Raw genomic sequence first — 15,051 nt, forward strand, 5'->3', positions numbered from 1 at the left:
CGGTCAGCTTTTTATAGTGAAGCAAGCCGAAATCAGTGAACTGTTTTTCCAAGTTCGTTATTACTTCCGTTTTTTGCCTAAAAGCCTTTAGTTATGCTGCTTCTGAATTATCCGGTATTAACTGGTCGATCAGATCGCGAAAATTGAACTCATATTTTTGCTTATATCTGTTCCAGCCCTTGCGAATAGAGAACCTCGGAATAATTCCTGAAAGAGCAATTTTCATCATGCCTGCAGTGGTTGTATCCGGGCTTCTCCAGGGTATCCGAGAAATATTCAGACATGCCTGATTTTTACAAACGGTTAATAACTGCAATAATGCATAGCCTGCCATTTTCAAATGCATCCATCGAAGCAGTGTTCGCAATTTCTGCTGCCATAAATGGCAACAGCCAAAAGCATGTTTGAGTTGGTGAAACATTGGCTCTACCGGCCATCTCCGGGAATAGGCACGAAGCACCTCCAGTCCCTCAAGTTCCGGATTGGTCGAGATGAATATTCTGCTTTCGGTCAGACCTTTGTCATTTTCAAAGCGACTCCAGACGACGCGTACTTCACGACCTTTAAGGAATCTGGCGCGACAGATCAGGGTACGATAACGTATTTTGCGAAATTTGCCGTACATCCATACTGTTGCTTTTTCTTCCGGCAGTTTCTTAACCTGTTCTGTCGTCATCTTGATGCCGTACTTTTTTGGGCGCCCTCGCTTCTTTACGGTGGGTGCTGGCGGCAAAGCATAGAGGGCCCGATTTGAAGGTATCTGACCAACAACTTCTATGTTCATTTCCAGAGCTGGCTTTATCAGTGTCCAGTTCATATACCAGCAATCGGTTAGCAGGCGTAGCACTCGATCCTTCACTTCATTGCGTACCACCCTGAGCATGGCCACGGCAATTTTCAGTTTGCTGGTGTTACCTGAAGCTGGTGTCGGAAATGAGATCACCGGTATGGCGGTAAATACTTCATCTGCAGCCCGCTCAAATATGATGGCCAGGGAAACCCAACACTGCCCCCAGATGTACGTCGGCCGATTGCGTTTCTTGCTGTGTTGATGATGTGTACGACAAGCAGGGGCTTTGTCGGAAAACCGTTCGATTACCCAGTCATCAAGCCCCAGGACCACAGGTTGATTCTCAGGAGCTTTGGAGCAGACCAGACGGATCAAGTGGCGTGCCAAGTTCTTCCATTGCCACTTGCCCTGAGATAGCCAGTGGTGGTAGCTGCTCCACACACAATGAAAATCAATTGTTAACAACGCCTGTGTAACAAAGCCGTCGGCTGAAAGCATGCAACCGAACAGCAGTTCGCAGAACGTTGGTACTGCAGTTGATGATAGCGCTCCAGCAAGAAAGGTTGTATATGAAGCGAGCTCCCTGAGGATTACTTGATGATCTGAAGTGAGCATGGCAACCATCTCGAATTTCGTCATTGGGGATGGTTGCTTTTAGCAGATTATGCGCCGGAACTATTGTGCTCTTAAAACTCTAAAGTCGAGTACCAGAAGACTGTCTCAGACTTTTAGGATTGGGTTTTTCATCCGATGGATCGGTACCTTTATCTGCGGAAAGGTCGTCAGAATGATCTGGAGAATTACTGTTTTTACAAGGTTTTTGATAACCATCAGACGATGGCGGCTTGCTGCTGTTTTGACTGTTCTTGCCAACCTTTTCTTCCAATTCTCGACATCGCTCTTCCAGACAGGCAACTCTCATCCGCAGCTCTGCATTCTCTTTCAAGAGAATCTCAGCCGACATAGTTGCGGGTAGTTCTGGAATCATGCTGGCGAATATTGTGGAAAAATGGTGCTTAAGAGGATGGTATAAAAATCAGAAAATTCCAGATTTATGTGGGGGTGCTGAACAGTTACCACTTATTTATTCAATGGTGTCATGATTATTTCCGGTAATCTATTAGAATAAATCTTCAGCCGGGCTCTGGTAACGCACCGGTCCAAATCGGTTGAAAGGTATTTGCCTCGAAGGATCCAGCGGTCATGGATAATGCTTATTTTGATGTCATTCATGCATGGTTACAGCAGAATACTGGCTGGATTGGTCCTGCAATTGCAATAGTAGCCTGTTTGGAATCGCTGGTTGTGGTGGGTATCGTTCTGCCAGGCGTTGCCATGCTGTTTGCATTGGCGGCTATTGCCGGGGCGGATGCCATTGCCATTTATCCAATGCTCTGGTGGGCTTTTCTGGGAGCGATTGTCGGGGATGGGATCAGTTACCTGCTTGGCTATTATTACCGTGAGCGAGTTAGACGTTGGTGGCCTTTTAATCGTCATCCTCAGTGGTTGGCAAGTGGTGAGGATTTCTTCAGGAAGTATGGCATTTTAAGTGTTGTGATTGGACGTTTTGTCGGGCCCGTCCGCCCCATCATACCGGCAGTAGCCGGTATGATGGGTATGGTTCCCGGCTACTTTTTTACCGTTAATTTTCTCTCAGCCCTTGCCTGGTCTCCCGTTTACCTGCTTCCGGGTTATCTGACGGGAGCCGCACTTCAGTGGCATGATAAAGTGCCCGATCAATTGTTGGTTGTGCTGTTAGCCCTCACCGTTATTACTTTACTGTTACCGCCATTGCTGATCAGTGTTCATCGCCACTTCAAGCCCCGGTTTATCTGGTATCTGTTGTTTACATCAGGGTTTCTTGCGTTGCTTGTTTTTGCTAACGGCATTGGCTTACTGGACAGCATCAATCAACGAGTTTTTCACTGGCTGACAGCGGTTCAACTGCCCTGGTTGCAAACAGTAATGTACCGGGTTGCCCAGATTGGCAGCATCCCGGTTTTGAGTATTGTTTCTGCTGGCGGCCTATTCTGGCTTTATCGCTCTAATCAGCTTGCCACCCTGTTGTCCTTGCTCTGTGGTGGCGTATCAATGGCTTGCTCTTTATGGTTTATCCAGTGGCTGGGCGCCAATGAAAAGCCTCTGACAGGGCCTGATCCTTATGCTTCTCCTGCTGCACAGACAACAGTCACCGTCTATGTACTGTTTTCTTTTGCTGTGCTTGTAGCAGCAAACCGCCCATTCAAGGTCCAGTGGTTGTGGGCCAGTGTCGCTTTGGGGTGGGTGATGATTGAAGTTTTTTCCCAGTTGGTTTTGCAGGTTCACTGGTTTGGCGATGTCATGGTGGGACTGTGCCTTGGTTTATTCTGGTGGCTGGTTGTGCTTGGACTGAAAAGCTGGCCTGAAAAGCAGGACTGAAAAGCGGCGTCAGTGCCCGGAGTAAACGTATTTTTCCCGTTTGATTTGCCGGGGTGATAGCCCTCTGTCTCTGAGAAGAGCCACGCAATCATCAATCATGTTGGGGTTTCCACAGAGATAAACGACATCTTTTTCAGGATTCAGGTTAAGGGCGTCAAACTGGTCCTGCACGTGGCCAGCATACTCATTGTTAGCGCTGTTTACGTTGGGCTCACGGCTTAAACAGGTGCGGTACTTTATGTTCGACAGTTGCGCAAAATCTCCAGCGTAAATGCTTTCTTCCCGATATCTGAAACCCTTTACTACAGTGACAGCGGTTCCCTTATCGGTAAGCGTTTGCAATTGCGGAATCATGCTTCGATAGGGTGCAATCCCTGTGCCGGTTCCAGCCAGAATCAGTTGCCCGGGAAAGGTTTCCGGAAGCGTGAGGGCTCCGAATGGCCCTGCGATGTTGAGTTCGATTCCGGGAGGGGCTTTCTGGAAAAGTCCAGAGGCAACTCCTCCACTGACCAGACTGAGTGCTACTTGCAGCTGTCCGGTTGCCGTAAAATCGTCTGGCGTGTTAGCAATGCTGTAACTTCGTTTATAGCGTTCTCCATCAATCTCAAACTGTAGCTGCAAAAACTGTCCGGCAATAAAATTAAAAATCGTACTTTCGTCCTGTTCCAACTCAAAACTCAACTGCAGTGTATTGGCACTGAGTTGCTCAGTCTTATATAGCTTTGCAGATAAAAGAGAACCGGGCATTAATGGCAATCCTCATGACGTAAGTTCAGTCGTATTTCCTTCATAATAGCTTCTGATCATCCGTGAGAGGGTTCCCCTCCAGGGTTTATTATGAACGCCAAAAGTACTTAAAATTTTTCGGCAGGAGAGGGTCGCATTGGCGGGTGCCTGAATACCATTGCGATCATTCAATTTATCCATTCGCAGTTTTCGAATTTTCAGATCCTGATATTGTGATGCCTCAGCAATCACTGCTTCGGCAAAACGATTTTCAGAGATCGACTCGGCTCCGGCATAATGATAAGTGCCCCAGGGTTCAGCCCCACAACCCAGTTGCTGGATAATCGCCACAATGACCCTCGCAGCATCCTCGCTGGGTGTCGGGCATCCCTGTTGATCGGCTACCACGGCAACCTCTTGCTCCCTGCTGATTTGATCCAGCAGGTACTTCAACAGATTCGTGCGCCGGTAGCTAATGACCCAGGAGAGACGAAGAATGATATGCTTTGGACAGCGCTCACTGATTTGCTGTTCTGCCTGCCATCGGCTGGTCGCCAGAACACCGGAAGGGTTGGGTATATCTTTTTCGGTATAAGCTTCCTTTTTGCTGCCATCAAAAACCCGGTAGGTTGAAATATAGACCAGAATTGCCTGTTGCCGGTGGCAACAATCGGCCAGTGTCGCCATGGCATCACGGTTTATACGGAAACATTTGGATGGCTCGTTTTCTGCCTTGACCGGGTCGTTATAACCGGCACAGTTGACTACGATGTCTGGCTGGTGGTTTTTCAGGCAGGAATCAATGGATTCAGGATTGTCGAGATTTAATTCATCCCTTCCCGGAGCGATAAACGTGATTTGTTTTTCAAGGAATAGCCGTTGTACTTCCCAGCCGATCAGTCCGGTACCACCCACCAATAGTATTTTCATAAGCATCCGGCCATTATGAGTCAATGATCAATACGCAAAACAGTTCTTATTGAAACATGAATAACACTGCTCAGGAAAAGAATTCTCTGTGTTGCAGGCATTAACCAGAGTGACCGATGGCAGTAAGACCTCTGATAAAAGCCGCAGTTATAGTAAGATAAGCCACTTATTTCCGTCTATTTTTACATTGATGAACCTTCTGAGATCAGGGTCTGCTGACGATGTATCTGGCTGAAGCTCCTGTTGAGCAGCATGAAGAAGAACGTATTCTTCTAGTGGATGACAACCCGACGAATTTGCAGGTGTTGCTGCAAACCCTCAGTGGCCGTGGCTATAAGCTTCTGATTGCCAAAAATGGCGAGAGTGCCCTCAGAATTGCTGCCAAGGCCAGGCCTGCACTGGTGTTGCTGGATATTATGATGCCCGGCATGGATGGGTATGAGGTTTGTCACCGGCTAAAGGAAAACCCTGAAACCCGCAATATAACGGTGATTTTTCTGTCGGCTCTGGATGACACCAAAGACAAGGTCAGGGGCCTGGAATCCGGTGCCGTGGATTTTATCTCCAAGCCATTTCAAGCGGAAGAGGTCATTGCCCGGGTGCAGACCCAGTTGAAAATTCATCAGCTTGAACAGGCACTATCAGCAAGAAACCGGCAGCTGGAGGCGGACAAGGCGCGCATTCTGGAAAGCATGAATGAAGGGATATTCGGGCTTGATCGACTGGGCTTGATTACCTTTGCCAATCCGGCGGCGTCCGTTATGACTGGCTGGTCTATAGAGCAACTGACGGGTCAGAACCTGATTCAGTTAATGAATGAGGGTAACAATGCTCCATCGAGCCAGTCAGGGAACGTTCCAGGGCCGCTGGCACCTATCGAAGTTTCCCTGACCAAAGGTGTCAGTAAAACCGTTGAAAATGCCACGTTTCTGCACAGTGACGGCTCTCCATTTCCGGTGGATTTTTCCTGTACGCCGATTATGGAAAACAGTTCCCCCAGTGGTGCAGTGGTTGTTTTCAGAGATATTTCCGAGAAAAAAAGGCAGCAGGAAGCCTTGCAGAAGGCTCTGGATGAATTGGAAAGCCAGAAAGAGCAGCTGACGCATGTGTCCCGTTTGAGCACTATGGGGGAGATGGCTGCTGGCTTTGCCCACGAGGTAAATCAGCCGCTGACCGCGATTTCCAATTACGCGCAGGTGGCCAGAAGAATGTTGGCCCGGCTGGAGTTGGAAGATGATCTTGGCCTTTCTGAGGCTATGGAAAAAGTCAATATCCAGGCCAGGCGCGCTGGTGAAATCATTGCCCGTATTCGTTCTTTTGTGAAGAAACCGGACCATGTTTTGGGCAGCGTTGATCCGAACCGTTTGATTCAGGATACCTACAAGCTTGCAGAAGTCGACGCCCGTAACAACCATATGGAAATTCATCTGGAGCAGGAAGAGGGGCTTCCGAATGTGAAGGTTGACCCCGTGCAGATCCAGCAAGTGGCATTGAACCTGATTCGAAATGGCATGGAAGCGATGAGAGATATGGATACCCGCAGTATCGGTGTCTATGTTCGTACCGAAAGACTGGATGATAACTTTGTCAAGGTCTCGGTAATTGACCGTGGCCACGGTCTGGCAGATGATGCCGAAGAAAAACTGTTTACCCCGTTTTATACCACCAAGGCTGATGGCATGGGTATTGGGCTGACGGTATGTCACTCCATTATACAGTCTCATGGTGGTCGGCTGACATTTCAGCGTCACCCTGAAGGTGGGACGATATTTGAATTTACCATGCCGATTGCGGACTGATAATATGCCTGCTGTATATGCGGTTTATTGCAGAGAATAAATGACAGAGCTGATACTGATATTGTTACTGATATTGTTACTGATAGAGGTGATGAAAGTTGCCGGGAGAAAAGACGTTGGCTGATCAGGTGACGGAGTACATGCATGGGCTGGGCCAGAGAGCCCGGCAGGCCAGTAAGGATATGGCTGTTGCTGATACTGCGATTAAAAACAGTGCTCTTCTGGCGATAGCAGACGCACTTGAGGCGGACCGTTTACCGTTGAAGTTTGTTAATGCCCGGGATCTTGAGGCTGGCCGCGAACGTGGACTGGATGCCGCCATGCTGGATCGCCTTGAGCTGACGGATGCCCGAATTGATACCATGATTGAAGGTCTCCGCCAGGTGGCAGCCCTGCCAGACCCCATCGGTACGATTGATGATATGAAATATGTCCCCAGTGGTATTCAGGTAGGCAGAATGCGGGTGCCTTTGGGCGTTATTGGCATTATCTATGAATCCCGTCCGAACGTTACCGTCGAAGCGGCAAGCCTTTGTCTGAAATCCGGCAATGCCGTTATTCTGCGCGGAGGCAGTGAATCCATTCACTCCAATCAGGCTATTGCCCGTTGTATTCAGCAAGGCCTGGCTCAGGCCGGGTTGCCCGAAGATGCGGTTCAGGTGGTTGAAACCATTGACCGTGCCGCTGTTGGTGTGTTGATCACCATGCCTGAATATGTTGATGTGGTCGTACCTCGTGGTGGCAAAGGCCTCATTGAACGCATCAGTGCTGAAGCCCATGTACCGGTGATCAAACATCTGGATGGTGTCTGCCATGTTTATCTGGATGATCGAGCGGATCATGCCAAGGCCGTCCGGATTGCCATGAATGCAAAGACCCATCGCTATGGTGTGTGTAATGCGATGGAAACACTGCTGGTTCATCAGGATGTGGCTCAGCCTTTGCTGTCGGAACTTTCAGGGCTTTATGCCCAAAAAGGGGTTGAGCTCCGGGGATGCCCGGTTACCTGTGAGATTCTGCCGGGTGCGGTATCTGCAACAGAAGACGATTGGTCGGAAGAGTATCTTGGTCCCGTTCTGGCCATTAAAGTGGTGTTGGATATGGATGAGGCGATTGCTCATATCAATCGCTATGGTTCTCATCATACCGATGCCATCGTGACGGAAGACTTTACCCGTGCCCGCCGTTTTATGCGGGAAGTGGATTCAAGTTCTGTTATGGTGAATGCCTCTACCCGCTTTGCGGATGGGTTTGAATATGGGCTGGGCGCTGAAATTGGTATCTCTACCGACAAGATCCATGCAAGGGGCCCTGTCGGCCTTGAAGGACTGACTTCGCAAAAATATGTGGTGCTGGGGGATGGCCATATTCGCCAGTGATATCGTTTTTCTAGTGGATTTCCGCCTTTGGCACCTATCGGGCATTGACATCTATGGTTAATGCTGAGAGCCTACCCGGTTTAAATGGCCTGATTCGGTTTAGAAACCCTGTTCTGCCGGGCCGTCAATACGAGGTTAATTTTGCAGTCTATGCATTCTGATGAGTTAAAACAGCTTGTTGTAGAAGCTATTGAAGAAGTAAAAGGTAATGAAATCACCTGTTTGAATGTTACGGGTCAGACCAGTGTTACTGATTATATGGTGATTGCCTGTGGTACCTCTAACCGTCATGTGAAGTCGCTGGCTGATCATGTTATTGAGCAGTGTAAGAAAAATGGTGTTCGGCCTCTGGGGGTTGAAGGTCAGGACAAGGCCGAGTGGGTTCTGGTGGATCTTGGTGATGTCGTTGTACACCTGATGCTTCCTGCTACCCGGCAATTCTATGACCTGGAAAGACTTTGGGACAGCGCTGACCTGGTTGCCGCCGAGCCATCCTGATGCGAATTCGGTTGATATCGGTTAGCTCGAAAATGCCTGGCTGGGTTGAAGAGGGTTATAAAGAATACAGTCGTCGCCTTGGTGCAGACGTGAAACTGGAGCTTGTTGAGATTCCTCTTGGCAAGCGCAGTAAAGGTTCTGATATAAACCGCCTTCAGGAAAAAGAAGCTGGTCAGATGCTTGCCGCATTAGGTTCAGGCGACCTGGTTGTCACCATGGAAATTATGGGAAAGGCCTGGAGCACAGAGCAACTGGCGGACAATATGGGGGAGTGGCTTCATAGTGGCCGGAATGTCAGTTTGTTGGTCGGCGGGCCGGAAGGGCTGCATTCATCATGCCTGGCAAGGGCTGATCTTCGCTGGTCACTGTCGCCATTAACACTTCCTCACCCGCTGGTCCGGGTGGTGGTGGCGGAGCAGATATACAGAGCCTGGAGCATTCTGCACCATCATCCTTACCATAAGTAAAACTGATGACTGAGATATAACATGCCGCAGGATACCTTAAAGGACCATGGGGCAGAAAAAAGACTGGTAAATATCCGGATTTGGGTTGCCATTGGCTTTATGGTAATCCTTGGTGTGGGACTGGTTTCCCGCCTCTTCTATCTTCAGGTCGTTCGCTACAATGAGCTGTCGACGCAATCGGATGAGAACCGTGTTCTGGTTCAACCAATTCCGCCTACCCGTGGCCTGATCTACGATACCAATGGCCAGCTCCTTGCCGTTAACAAACCCAGTCATATCTTGTCGATTGTTCGCGAGCAGACAAAAGATCTTGATGGTTTGCTGGATGATATTAACCCTATTTTGCCTCTGACTGAGGGGGAACTGCAGCGCTTTCATCAACGAATCAAACGACGTCGACCTTATGAGGCCGTCCCACTTAAATTTGATCTTACTTCAGAAGAGATCGCCCGGATTTCAGTGAATCTTTTCCGCTTGCCAGGGGTAGATATCAATGCTGAACTGATTCGGCAGTACCCTGAAGGGAAGAATTTTGCCCACAGCATTGGTTATGTAGGCAGAATCAATGATCAGGATTTGAAACATCTGGACCCGGCCTTATACTCCGGGACTCATACCACCGGGAAGATTGGTATTGAGCGTTCTTATGAGTCTGTGCTGCTGGGCAGGCCAGGTCATCAGGAAGTAGAAACCAATGCTCGTGGCCGGGTATTGCGAGTGTTGAAAAAAGTTAGCCCACAAGCCGGTCAGGATCTTAATCTTTATCTGGACAATGAGCTGCAGAAGGTGGCTATTGAGGCAATCAATGGCCGAAGAGGTGCCCTGGTTGCCATGGATCCGAAGACCGGGGGGGTGCTGGCCATGGTCAGCAATCCATCATTTGACCCTAATCTGTTTGTTACGGGTATTGATAGTAAAACGTTCAATGGGCTAAACAGAGATATCGAGCGACCATTGTACAATCGGGCATCATTAGGTGAGTACCCTCCGGCTTCTACGGTAAAACCGGTTATGGGTCTTGCGCTATTGGCTAATGATGTGGTCAATCCAGAGGATAAAATTTTTGATAAAGGCTGGTTTCAGTTACCGGGCAGCGATCACCGTTTTCGCAACTGGAAACGTTCTGGTCATGGCTGGGTTGATTTGTCTCGTTCGATAACCGTATCAAATGATACCTATTTCTATATTCAGGCCGGGAAACTGGGTATCGATAACCTTTATGATTTTGCTGATCAATTTGGATTTGGCCACAGAACCGGCATTGATATAAGGGAAGAACGACCGGGTCTTTTGCCCTCTAAAGAGTGGAAACGAGGTGCCTATGGTCAGCCCTGGTATCCGGGTGAAACGGTGATTGCGATCATCGGGCAGGGGTATATGCTGGCAACACCCTTGCAGCTGGCAGAATCAACAGCACTCATTGCTAACCGTGGTAAGTATGTCCAGCCCCGCCTGGTTAAAGAGAATATTCCTGACATTCAGGGTGAATTCTGGGGGGATGATATCAAAATTGGTCGGACTCCCGAGACAGAAGCCAAAAACTGGGAGCTCATTATCAATGCCATGGAGGATGTTATTCACTCTCCCGGAGGGACTGCAAACTGGCGGATTGGACGTGGGCTAAAGTATCGAATGGCCGGTAAAACCGGTACTGCGCAGGTGGTCAGTATTCCCCAGGGGGAGGAGTATGATGCGGAGAAGCTGAAAGAGTTCGAACGTGATCACAGTTTGTTTATAGCGTTTGCGCCTGTAGATGACCCTCAGATTGCCATTGCCGTGATCCTGGAAAACAATAATGGCGCTTCAAATGTCGCCAGAAAGGTCATGGACTCTTACCTGTTGCCACGATTAAGTGGTGAAAGTAAGCAACCAAAAGGAGAGAAATAATGGCTAATCAGGATTTTGTTCGCCAGATTGATCTCCGTGGGTTTGGCCGCAGTCCGGGGTTGTCCGTGCGATGGCATATTGATTTTGTGCTGCTTGGTTTTTTGCTGTTACTCTGTGGCGCGGGACTCTTTATTCTTTACAGTGCGACCGGCAGGGATATGTCGGTTGTTATTCGACAAGCTACCTACCTGGGCATTAGTCTGACCGGAATGCTGATCGTGGCCCAAATTCCGCCGAGAATGCTGATGCAGTGGGCCAAGTGGTTTTATGTGGCAGGGGTACTGTTATTACTGGCTGTTCTGTTCGTGGGCGTACACTCCAAGGGTGCGCAGCGCTGGATTCAGCTGCCGGGCTTTCGGTTTCAGCCATCGGAAGTGATCAAATTGATTATGCCAATTACCATGGCAGCTTTTCTGGCCAGGCGCCCACTGCCCCCCTCTTTCAAAGATGTGATTTACTCATTGATTATTATTGCTGTTCCGGTGGTGCTCATTGCCAGGCAGCCTGACCTTGGTACGTCAATTTTGATTGGTTCTTCGGGTATGTTTGTTTTACTGCTGGCTGGTTTGCGCAAACGTTTCATATTCTCTGCAATCTGTCTTGCTGTACCTGCGATCTATGTGCTCTGGCAGTTCTTTATGTATGACTATCAGAAGCGGAGGGTACTGACATTTCTGAACCCGGAAAGTGACCCATGGGGAGCTGGCTGGAATATCATACAATCCACTATCGCCATTGGTTCGGGTGGGGTTTATGGCAAGGGCTGGTTACAGGGAACGCAATCGCACCTTGATTTTCTGCCAGAGAGCCATACGGATTTTATCATTGCCGTACTTGCGGAAGAGTTTGGTCTGATGGGGTGTCTGGTGCTTTTTGTCCTTTATACCCTGATTCTGGGGCGTGGAATATTCATCACCCTGAATGCCCAGACGCTCTTTGGTCGTTTATTGGCGGGTAGTATTACTCTGACGTTCTTCGTGTATATTTTTGTGAATATCGGGATGGTGAGTGGACTGCTGCCAGTCGTGGGTGTTCCACTGCCCATGGTTAGCCGGGGGGGGACTTCTTTGCTCACCCTGTTAGCGGGTTTTGGTCTCCTGATGTCGATACATACCCATCGCTCTTTCCTGGGAGTCTCCCGATAGAATAGAGCTTTACCTTTCGACCATAGAATTCAAAGTCACTGTCGATTAATGTAGAAACAGGGTTGGGTATGTATTGTTATTGCTGTATTAGAGAATTGAGAGTTTGTTATTTTTGAAAAGGTACGGATGCATGAAAAATTTTCCCGGGGTATTCCGTCGAGTGGTTCGTGGCGGCCTGCTGATGGCCGCCGTGGTTGCTACACCGGTTTCCTGTGTGCTGGCTCAGGAATATCATGACAGTGACTATCTGGGCCGGCAGGATGTTGATGCATTTATCGATGAGTTGGTAGCTGAGCATCGTTTTTCCCGGACAGAGCTTGAGCATATTCTGGCCAGGGCAGAGCGTTCTGAGCGAGCTCTGGAACTGATCAGCCGTCCTGCAGAAGGCACTCTGGAGTGGAAAGACTATCGCAAGATATTTATCACGCCGGAAAGAATAGCGAAGGGGGTTAACTTCTGGGAAGAAAATGCAGAAACGCTTACACGTGTTGAACAGGAGCTGGGGGTTCCGGCCAATATTATTGTGGCCATTATTGGTGTAGAAACCTACTACGGTCGTCAGACCGGAGGCTTTAAAGTGCTGGATGCACTCACGACCCTGGGGTTTGATTTTCCTCGAAGAGCTGAGTTTTTTCAAAAAGAGCTGAAAAACTTTCTGATACTGGCTCGTGAACAGAAGCTGGATGTTGATGAACTGACCGGGTCCTATGCCGGAGCCATGGGCATTCCACAGTTTATGCCGTCCAGCTATCGTGCCTATGCTGTTGATTATACGGGAGATCAACAGGCAAATATCTGGTTAAGCGACGAAGACGCTATAGCCAGTGTTGCTAACTATCTGCAAAAACACGGTTGGAAATACGGCAGTGGTGTAGCAGTGCAGGCAAAGGTTTCAGGCCTTAAGCATGACCAGATAGTGTCATCGGGACTGAAACCGGATAAAAAAATGAGTCTGGTTCAGAAGGCGGGGTGGGCTGTTCCGAAAAGGGTACCACAATCAGCAAAAGTTCTGGCGATGCGGCATGAAGGCAGTGCCGGTGCTGAGTATTGGGTTGGGCTCCATAATTTTTATGTCATTACCCGCTATAATCGTAGCCAAATGTATGCCCTTGCCGTTTATCAGCTGGCCAGCGAGGTGAAGGATAGTTACAACCAGTCTTTGGCGTTACAAAAGAAGTCCTCGCAAGGTAAGCAAGGTTGATTATTGTCTTGCTTGAGTTTACTGATCTTTTCAGAATGTTGAGAAGTAGGTTTGATCAATGGAAACGATCAGGAGCCTGTCTTTCAGGCTTGGTATCGCTGAGGACCATCATGGCCATTAACACCCTGCTATTCAGACTGGTAGCTGCAGTCATGCTGTTTACCCTGGTTGGCTGTAGTAGTACACAAGTTCAGGATGGCCCACCAGCTGACTCTGTTGATGTCAGCACTATTCCTGACGCTATCCCATCGCCAATACAGGTTCCTCTGAAGAATACACCATACACCCTGGGCGGTATTCACTATCAGCCGATGGCGTCTGCCAATGGGTATGCTGAAAATGGCCAGGCCTCATGGTATGGCACCAAGTTTCATGGGAAGCAGACGGCGAACGGTGAAATCTATGACATGTTCAAGATGACGGCAGCCCATAAAACGTTGCCACTTCCCTCCTATGTCAAGGTAACTAATCTGGAGAACGGTCAGTCGGTGGTTGTGCGGGTAAATGACCGTGGGCCGTTTCATGGTGATCGACTGATCGATCTCTCCTATGTTGCCGCAAAAAAACTGGGTTTTGCTGATTCAGGGCTGGCGAATGTGGCAATAGAAGGGATTGACCCGGAGACCTTTGCCCGCTCTCCCGCCCATCAACGGGATGGTGATTTGCTCTACCTGCAACTGGCCGCCTTTAAAAACTACCATAATGCACAGCTCTTACGCAGAGATATCTTTTCGCGAGTTGGTGCTCAGGCGAAAGTTGTCAAGGGTGAAGCACCTGAATCACTTTATCGGGTGCGGATTGGTCCGGTAGAAAGTCCCGATCATCTTGAGGAGTTGCTGGAGGGGTTAAGCTCTGCTGAGTTTGCATCGCCCTTCCTGGTTTATGAAAAGCCAGTTTATGAAAAGCCGGTTCATGAAAAGCCTGGCAATGAAAAGTCTTTCGGTGAAGGGGGATCTTCAGAAAAAGCTGTGACTGAAGTAGAGGCAGAACAGCCTGAGCAGTTAGTTGGGGCCCCATAAGATCTGGCGGATAGGCTGGATCAACTCTGGCCTATTCTCGATCAACCAGTATTTTCAACATACCTTTGATTTCAGCGAGTTCACCCTCTACACGGGTTAAACGATCTTCCACACCGGTTAATCTTCCTGCAACATTGGTTAATTTCCCTTCTACACCTGTCAGGCGACCTTGAAAATCCGTCAGGTGACCATCGGTTTGTGTCTGCCACTGTTCCATACCGTTTATGCGCTGAATCAGAGCGGTCATTAATTCTTCAACATTGATCAGGCGCTCATTCATTCCACTGCTCTGGCGAGTGAGTTCGAAGACCGTTTGCCGTATAGTGACAATATCTTCACCCATTTCCGTCAGCTTGGCATTCTCTTTTGCGGCTGCTCGTGCTTTAGGCTCATTAATACCGAGTTCAATCAGACACTCGTACAAATCTTCATTTAACATTGTGTCACTCCCGCTTCCCCATGTTTTATGAATCATAGAATTATTAATTACTGTTACGGTTGAAAGGCATTGCTGGCTCATAGTCGTGTATTCATAGGGTAAAAATAGAGGGCGTTTGGAAACCTTGCCAAGATAATTCATTGTCAGCTTCAGGCCTTTATAAATGGGGGGTATAGCAAATTTATATCTTTCCTGTTTTCTTGGGGGGCAGGTTTTTCGGTGCTTTGAGGTACAATTGTGGTCATAGATTTCTTTGCTATTAATACTGATGAAAATTGTTAATTTGAAAGATCTGCCTTCATGCATCAAAACGCTCACGAGGTGGCATTATATTGAGTGGGGGGCTTTATACC

The 15,051-nt window shown here is 48.6% G+C and carries 14 protein-coding genes; 9 read left to right on the forward strand and 5 right to left on the reverse strand.

All coding sequences use genetic code 11. The annotated features are described in order from the left end of the window. Positions 1-91: 91 nt before the first annotated feature. Both MJO57_RS07070 and MJO57_RS07075 read right to left on the reverse strand, forming a co-directional pair. Positions 92-1,429, reverse strand: a complete 1,338-nt coding sequence (locus MJO57_RS07070) for a transposase (protein ID WP_252017304.1) — start codon at positions 1,427-1,429, stop codon at positions 92-94. Between the two features lie 55 nt (positions 1,430-1,484). After that, complete coding sequence (locus tag MJO57_RS07075) at positions 1,485-1,778, reverse strand: DUF6444 domain-containing protein (protein WP_252024050.1); 294 nt, start codon at positions 1,776-1,778, stop codon at positions 1,485-1,487. Positions 1,779-1,993: 215 nt separating this feature from the next. On the opposite strand from MJO57_RS07075, the gene MJO57_RS07080 reads away from it, so the two are divergent. Beyond that, positions 1,994-3,208 (forward strand): VTT domain-containing protein, encoded by a 1,215-nt coding sequence (locus MJO57_RS07080; RefSeq protein ID WP_252024052.1) that lies wholly within the window; start codon positions 1,994-1,996, stop codon positions 3,206-3,208. 9 nt (positions 3,209-3,217) lie between these two features. Here the strand turns inward: MJO57_RS07080 and MJO57_RS07085 are convergent, their stop codons facing one another. Both MJO57_RS07085 and MJO57_RS07090 read right to left on the reverse strand, forming a co-directional pair. Further along, complete coding sequence (locus MJO57_RS07085) at positions 3,218-3,955, reverse strand: FAD-binding oxidoreductase (protein WP_252024054.1); 738 nt, start codon at positions 3,953-3,955, stop codon at positions 3,218-3,220. A 12-nt stretch (positions 3,956-3,967) separates the two neighbouring features. Beyond that, on the reverse strand, positions 3,968-4,864 hold the full coding sequence (locus MJO57_RS07090; RefSeq protein ID WP_252024056.1) for a sugar nucleotide-binding protein: 897 nt from the start codon (positions 4,862-4,864) through the stop codon (positions 3,968-3,970). 221 nt (positions 4,865-5,085) lie between these two features. On the opposite strand from MJO57_RS07090, the gene MJO57_RS07095 reads away from it, so the two are divergent. The 8 genes from MJO57_RS07095 to MJO57_RS32670 all read left to right on the forward strand — a co-directional run bounded on the left by MJO57_RS07095 (position 5,086) and on the right by MJO57_RS32670 (position 14,259). After that, positions 5,086-6,663 (forward strand): response regulator, encoded by a 1,578-nt coding sequence (locus MJO57_RS07095; protein ID WP_252024058.1) that lies wholly within the window; start codon positions 5,086-5,088, stop codon positions 6,661-6,663. A 140-nt stretch (positions 6,664-6,803) separates the two neighbouring features. Beyond that, on the forward strand, positions 6,804-8,042 hold the full coding sequence (locus MJO57_RS07100) for a glutamate-5-semialdehyde dehydrogenase (protein ID WP_252026973.1): 1,239 nt from the start codon (positions 6,804-6,806) through the stop codon (positions 8,040-8,042). Positions 8,043-8,192: 150 nt separating this feature from the next. After that, positions 8,193-8,540, forward strand: coding sequence for a ribosome silencing factor (gene rsfS / locus MJO57_RS07105; protein WP_252024060.1), 348 nt, complete (start codon positions 8,193-8,195; stop codon positions 8,538-8,540). Continuing rightward, positions 8,540-9,007: a 23S rRNA (pseudouridine(1915)-N(3))-methyltransferase RlmH gene (gene rlmH / locus MJO57_RS07110; RefSeq protein WP_252024062.1), complete on the forward strand. Its 468-nt coding sequence runs from the start codon at positions 8,540-8,542 to the stop codon at positions 9,005-9,007. Before rsfS ends, rlmH begins: the two co-directional genes overlap by 1 nt. Before the next feature lie 21 nt (positions 9,008-9,028). Further along, positions 9,029-10,894, forward strand: a complete 1,866-nt coding sequence (mrdA, locus tag MJO57_RS07115; protein ID WP_256493245.1) for a penicillin-binding protein 2 — start codon at positions 9,029-9,031, stop codon at positions 10,892-10,894. After that, positions 10,894-12,039: a rod shape-determining protein RodA gene (rodA, locus tag MJO57_RS07120; protein WP_252024066.1), complete on the forward strand. Its 1,146-nt coding sequence runs from the start codon at positions 10,894-10,896 to the stop codon at positions 12,037-12,039. The genes mrdA and rodA overlap by 1 nt, the downstream gene beginning before the upstream one ends. Before the next feature lie 130 nt (positions 12,040-12,169). After that, the gene (gene mltB, locus MJO57_RS07125; protein ID WP_252024068.1) at positions 12,170-13,240 is read left to right on the forward strand and encodes a lytic murein transglycosylase B; all 1,071 of its coding nucleotides are present in this window, start codon (positions 12,170-12,172) and stop codon (positions 13,238-13,240) included. 110 nt (positions 13,241-13,350) lie between these two features. Next, positions 13,351-14,259: a septal ring lytic transglycosylase RlpA family protein gene (locus MJO57_RS32670; protein WP_305881910.1), complete on the forward strand. Its 909-nt coding sequence runs from the start codon at positions 13,351-13,353 to the stop codon at positions 14,257-14,259. Between the two features lie 31 nt (positions 14,260-14,290). On the opposite strand, the gene MJO57_RS07140 is transcribed toward MJO57_RS32670, so the two are convergent. After that, a complete protein-coding gene (locus MJO57_RS07140; RefSeq protein ID WP_252024070.1) occupies positions 14,291-15,004 on the reverse strand; it encodes a hypothetical protein in 714 nt (237 codons plus the stop codon). Positions 15,005-15,051: the final 47 nt, after the last annotated feature.

The sequence above is a fragment of the Endozoicomonas sp. SCSIO W0465 genome, from assembly GCF_023716865.1.
GTDB lineage: Bacteria > Pseudomonadota > Gammaproteobacteria > Pseudomonadales > Endozoicomonadaceae > Endozoicomonas.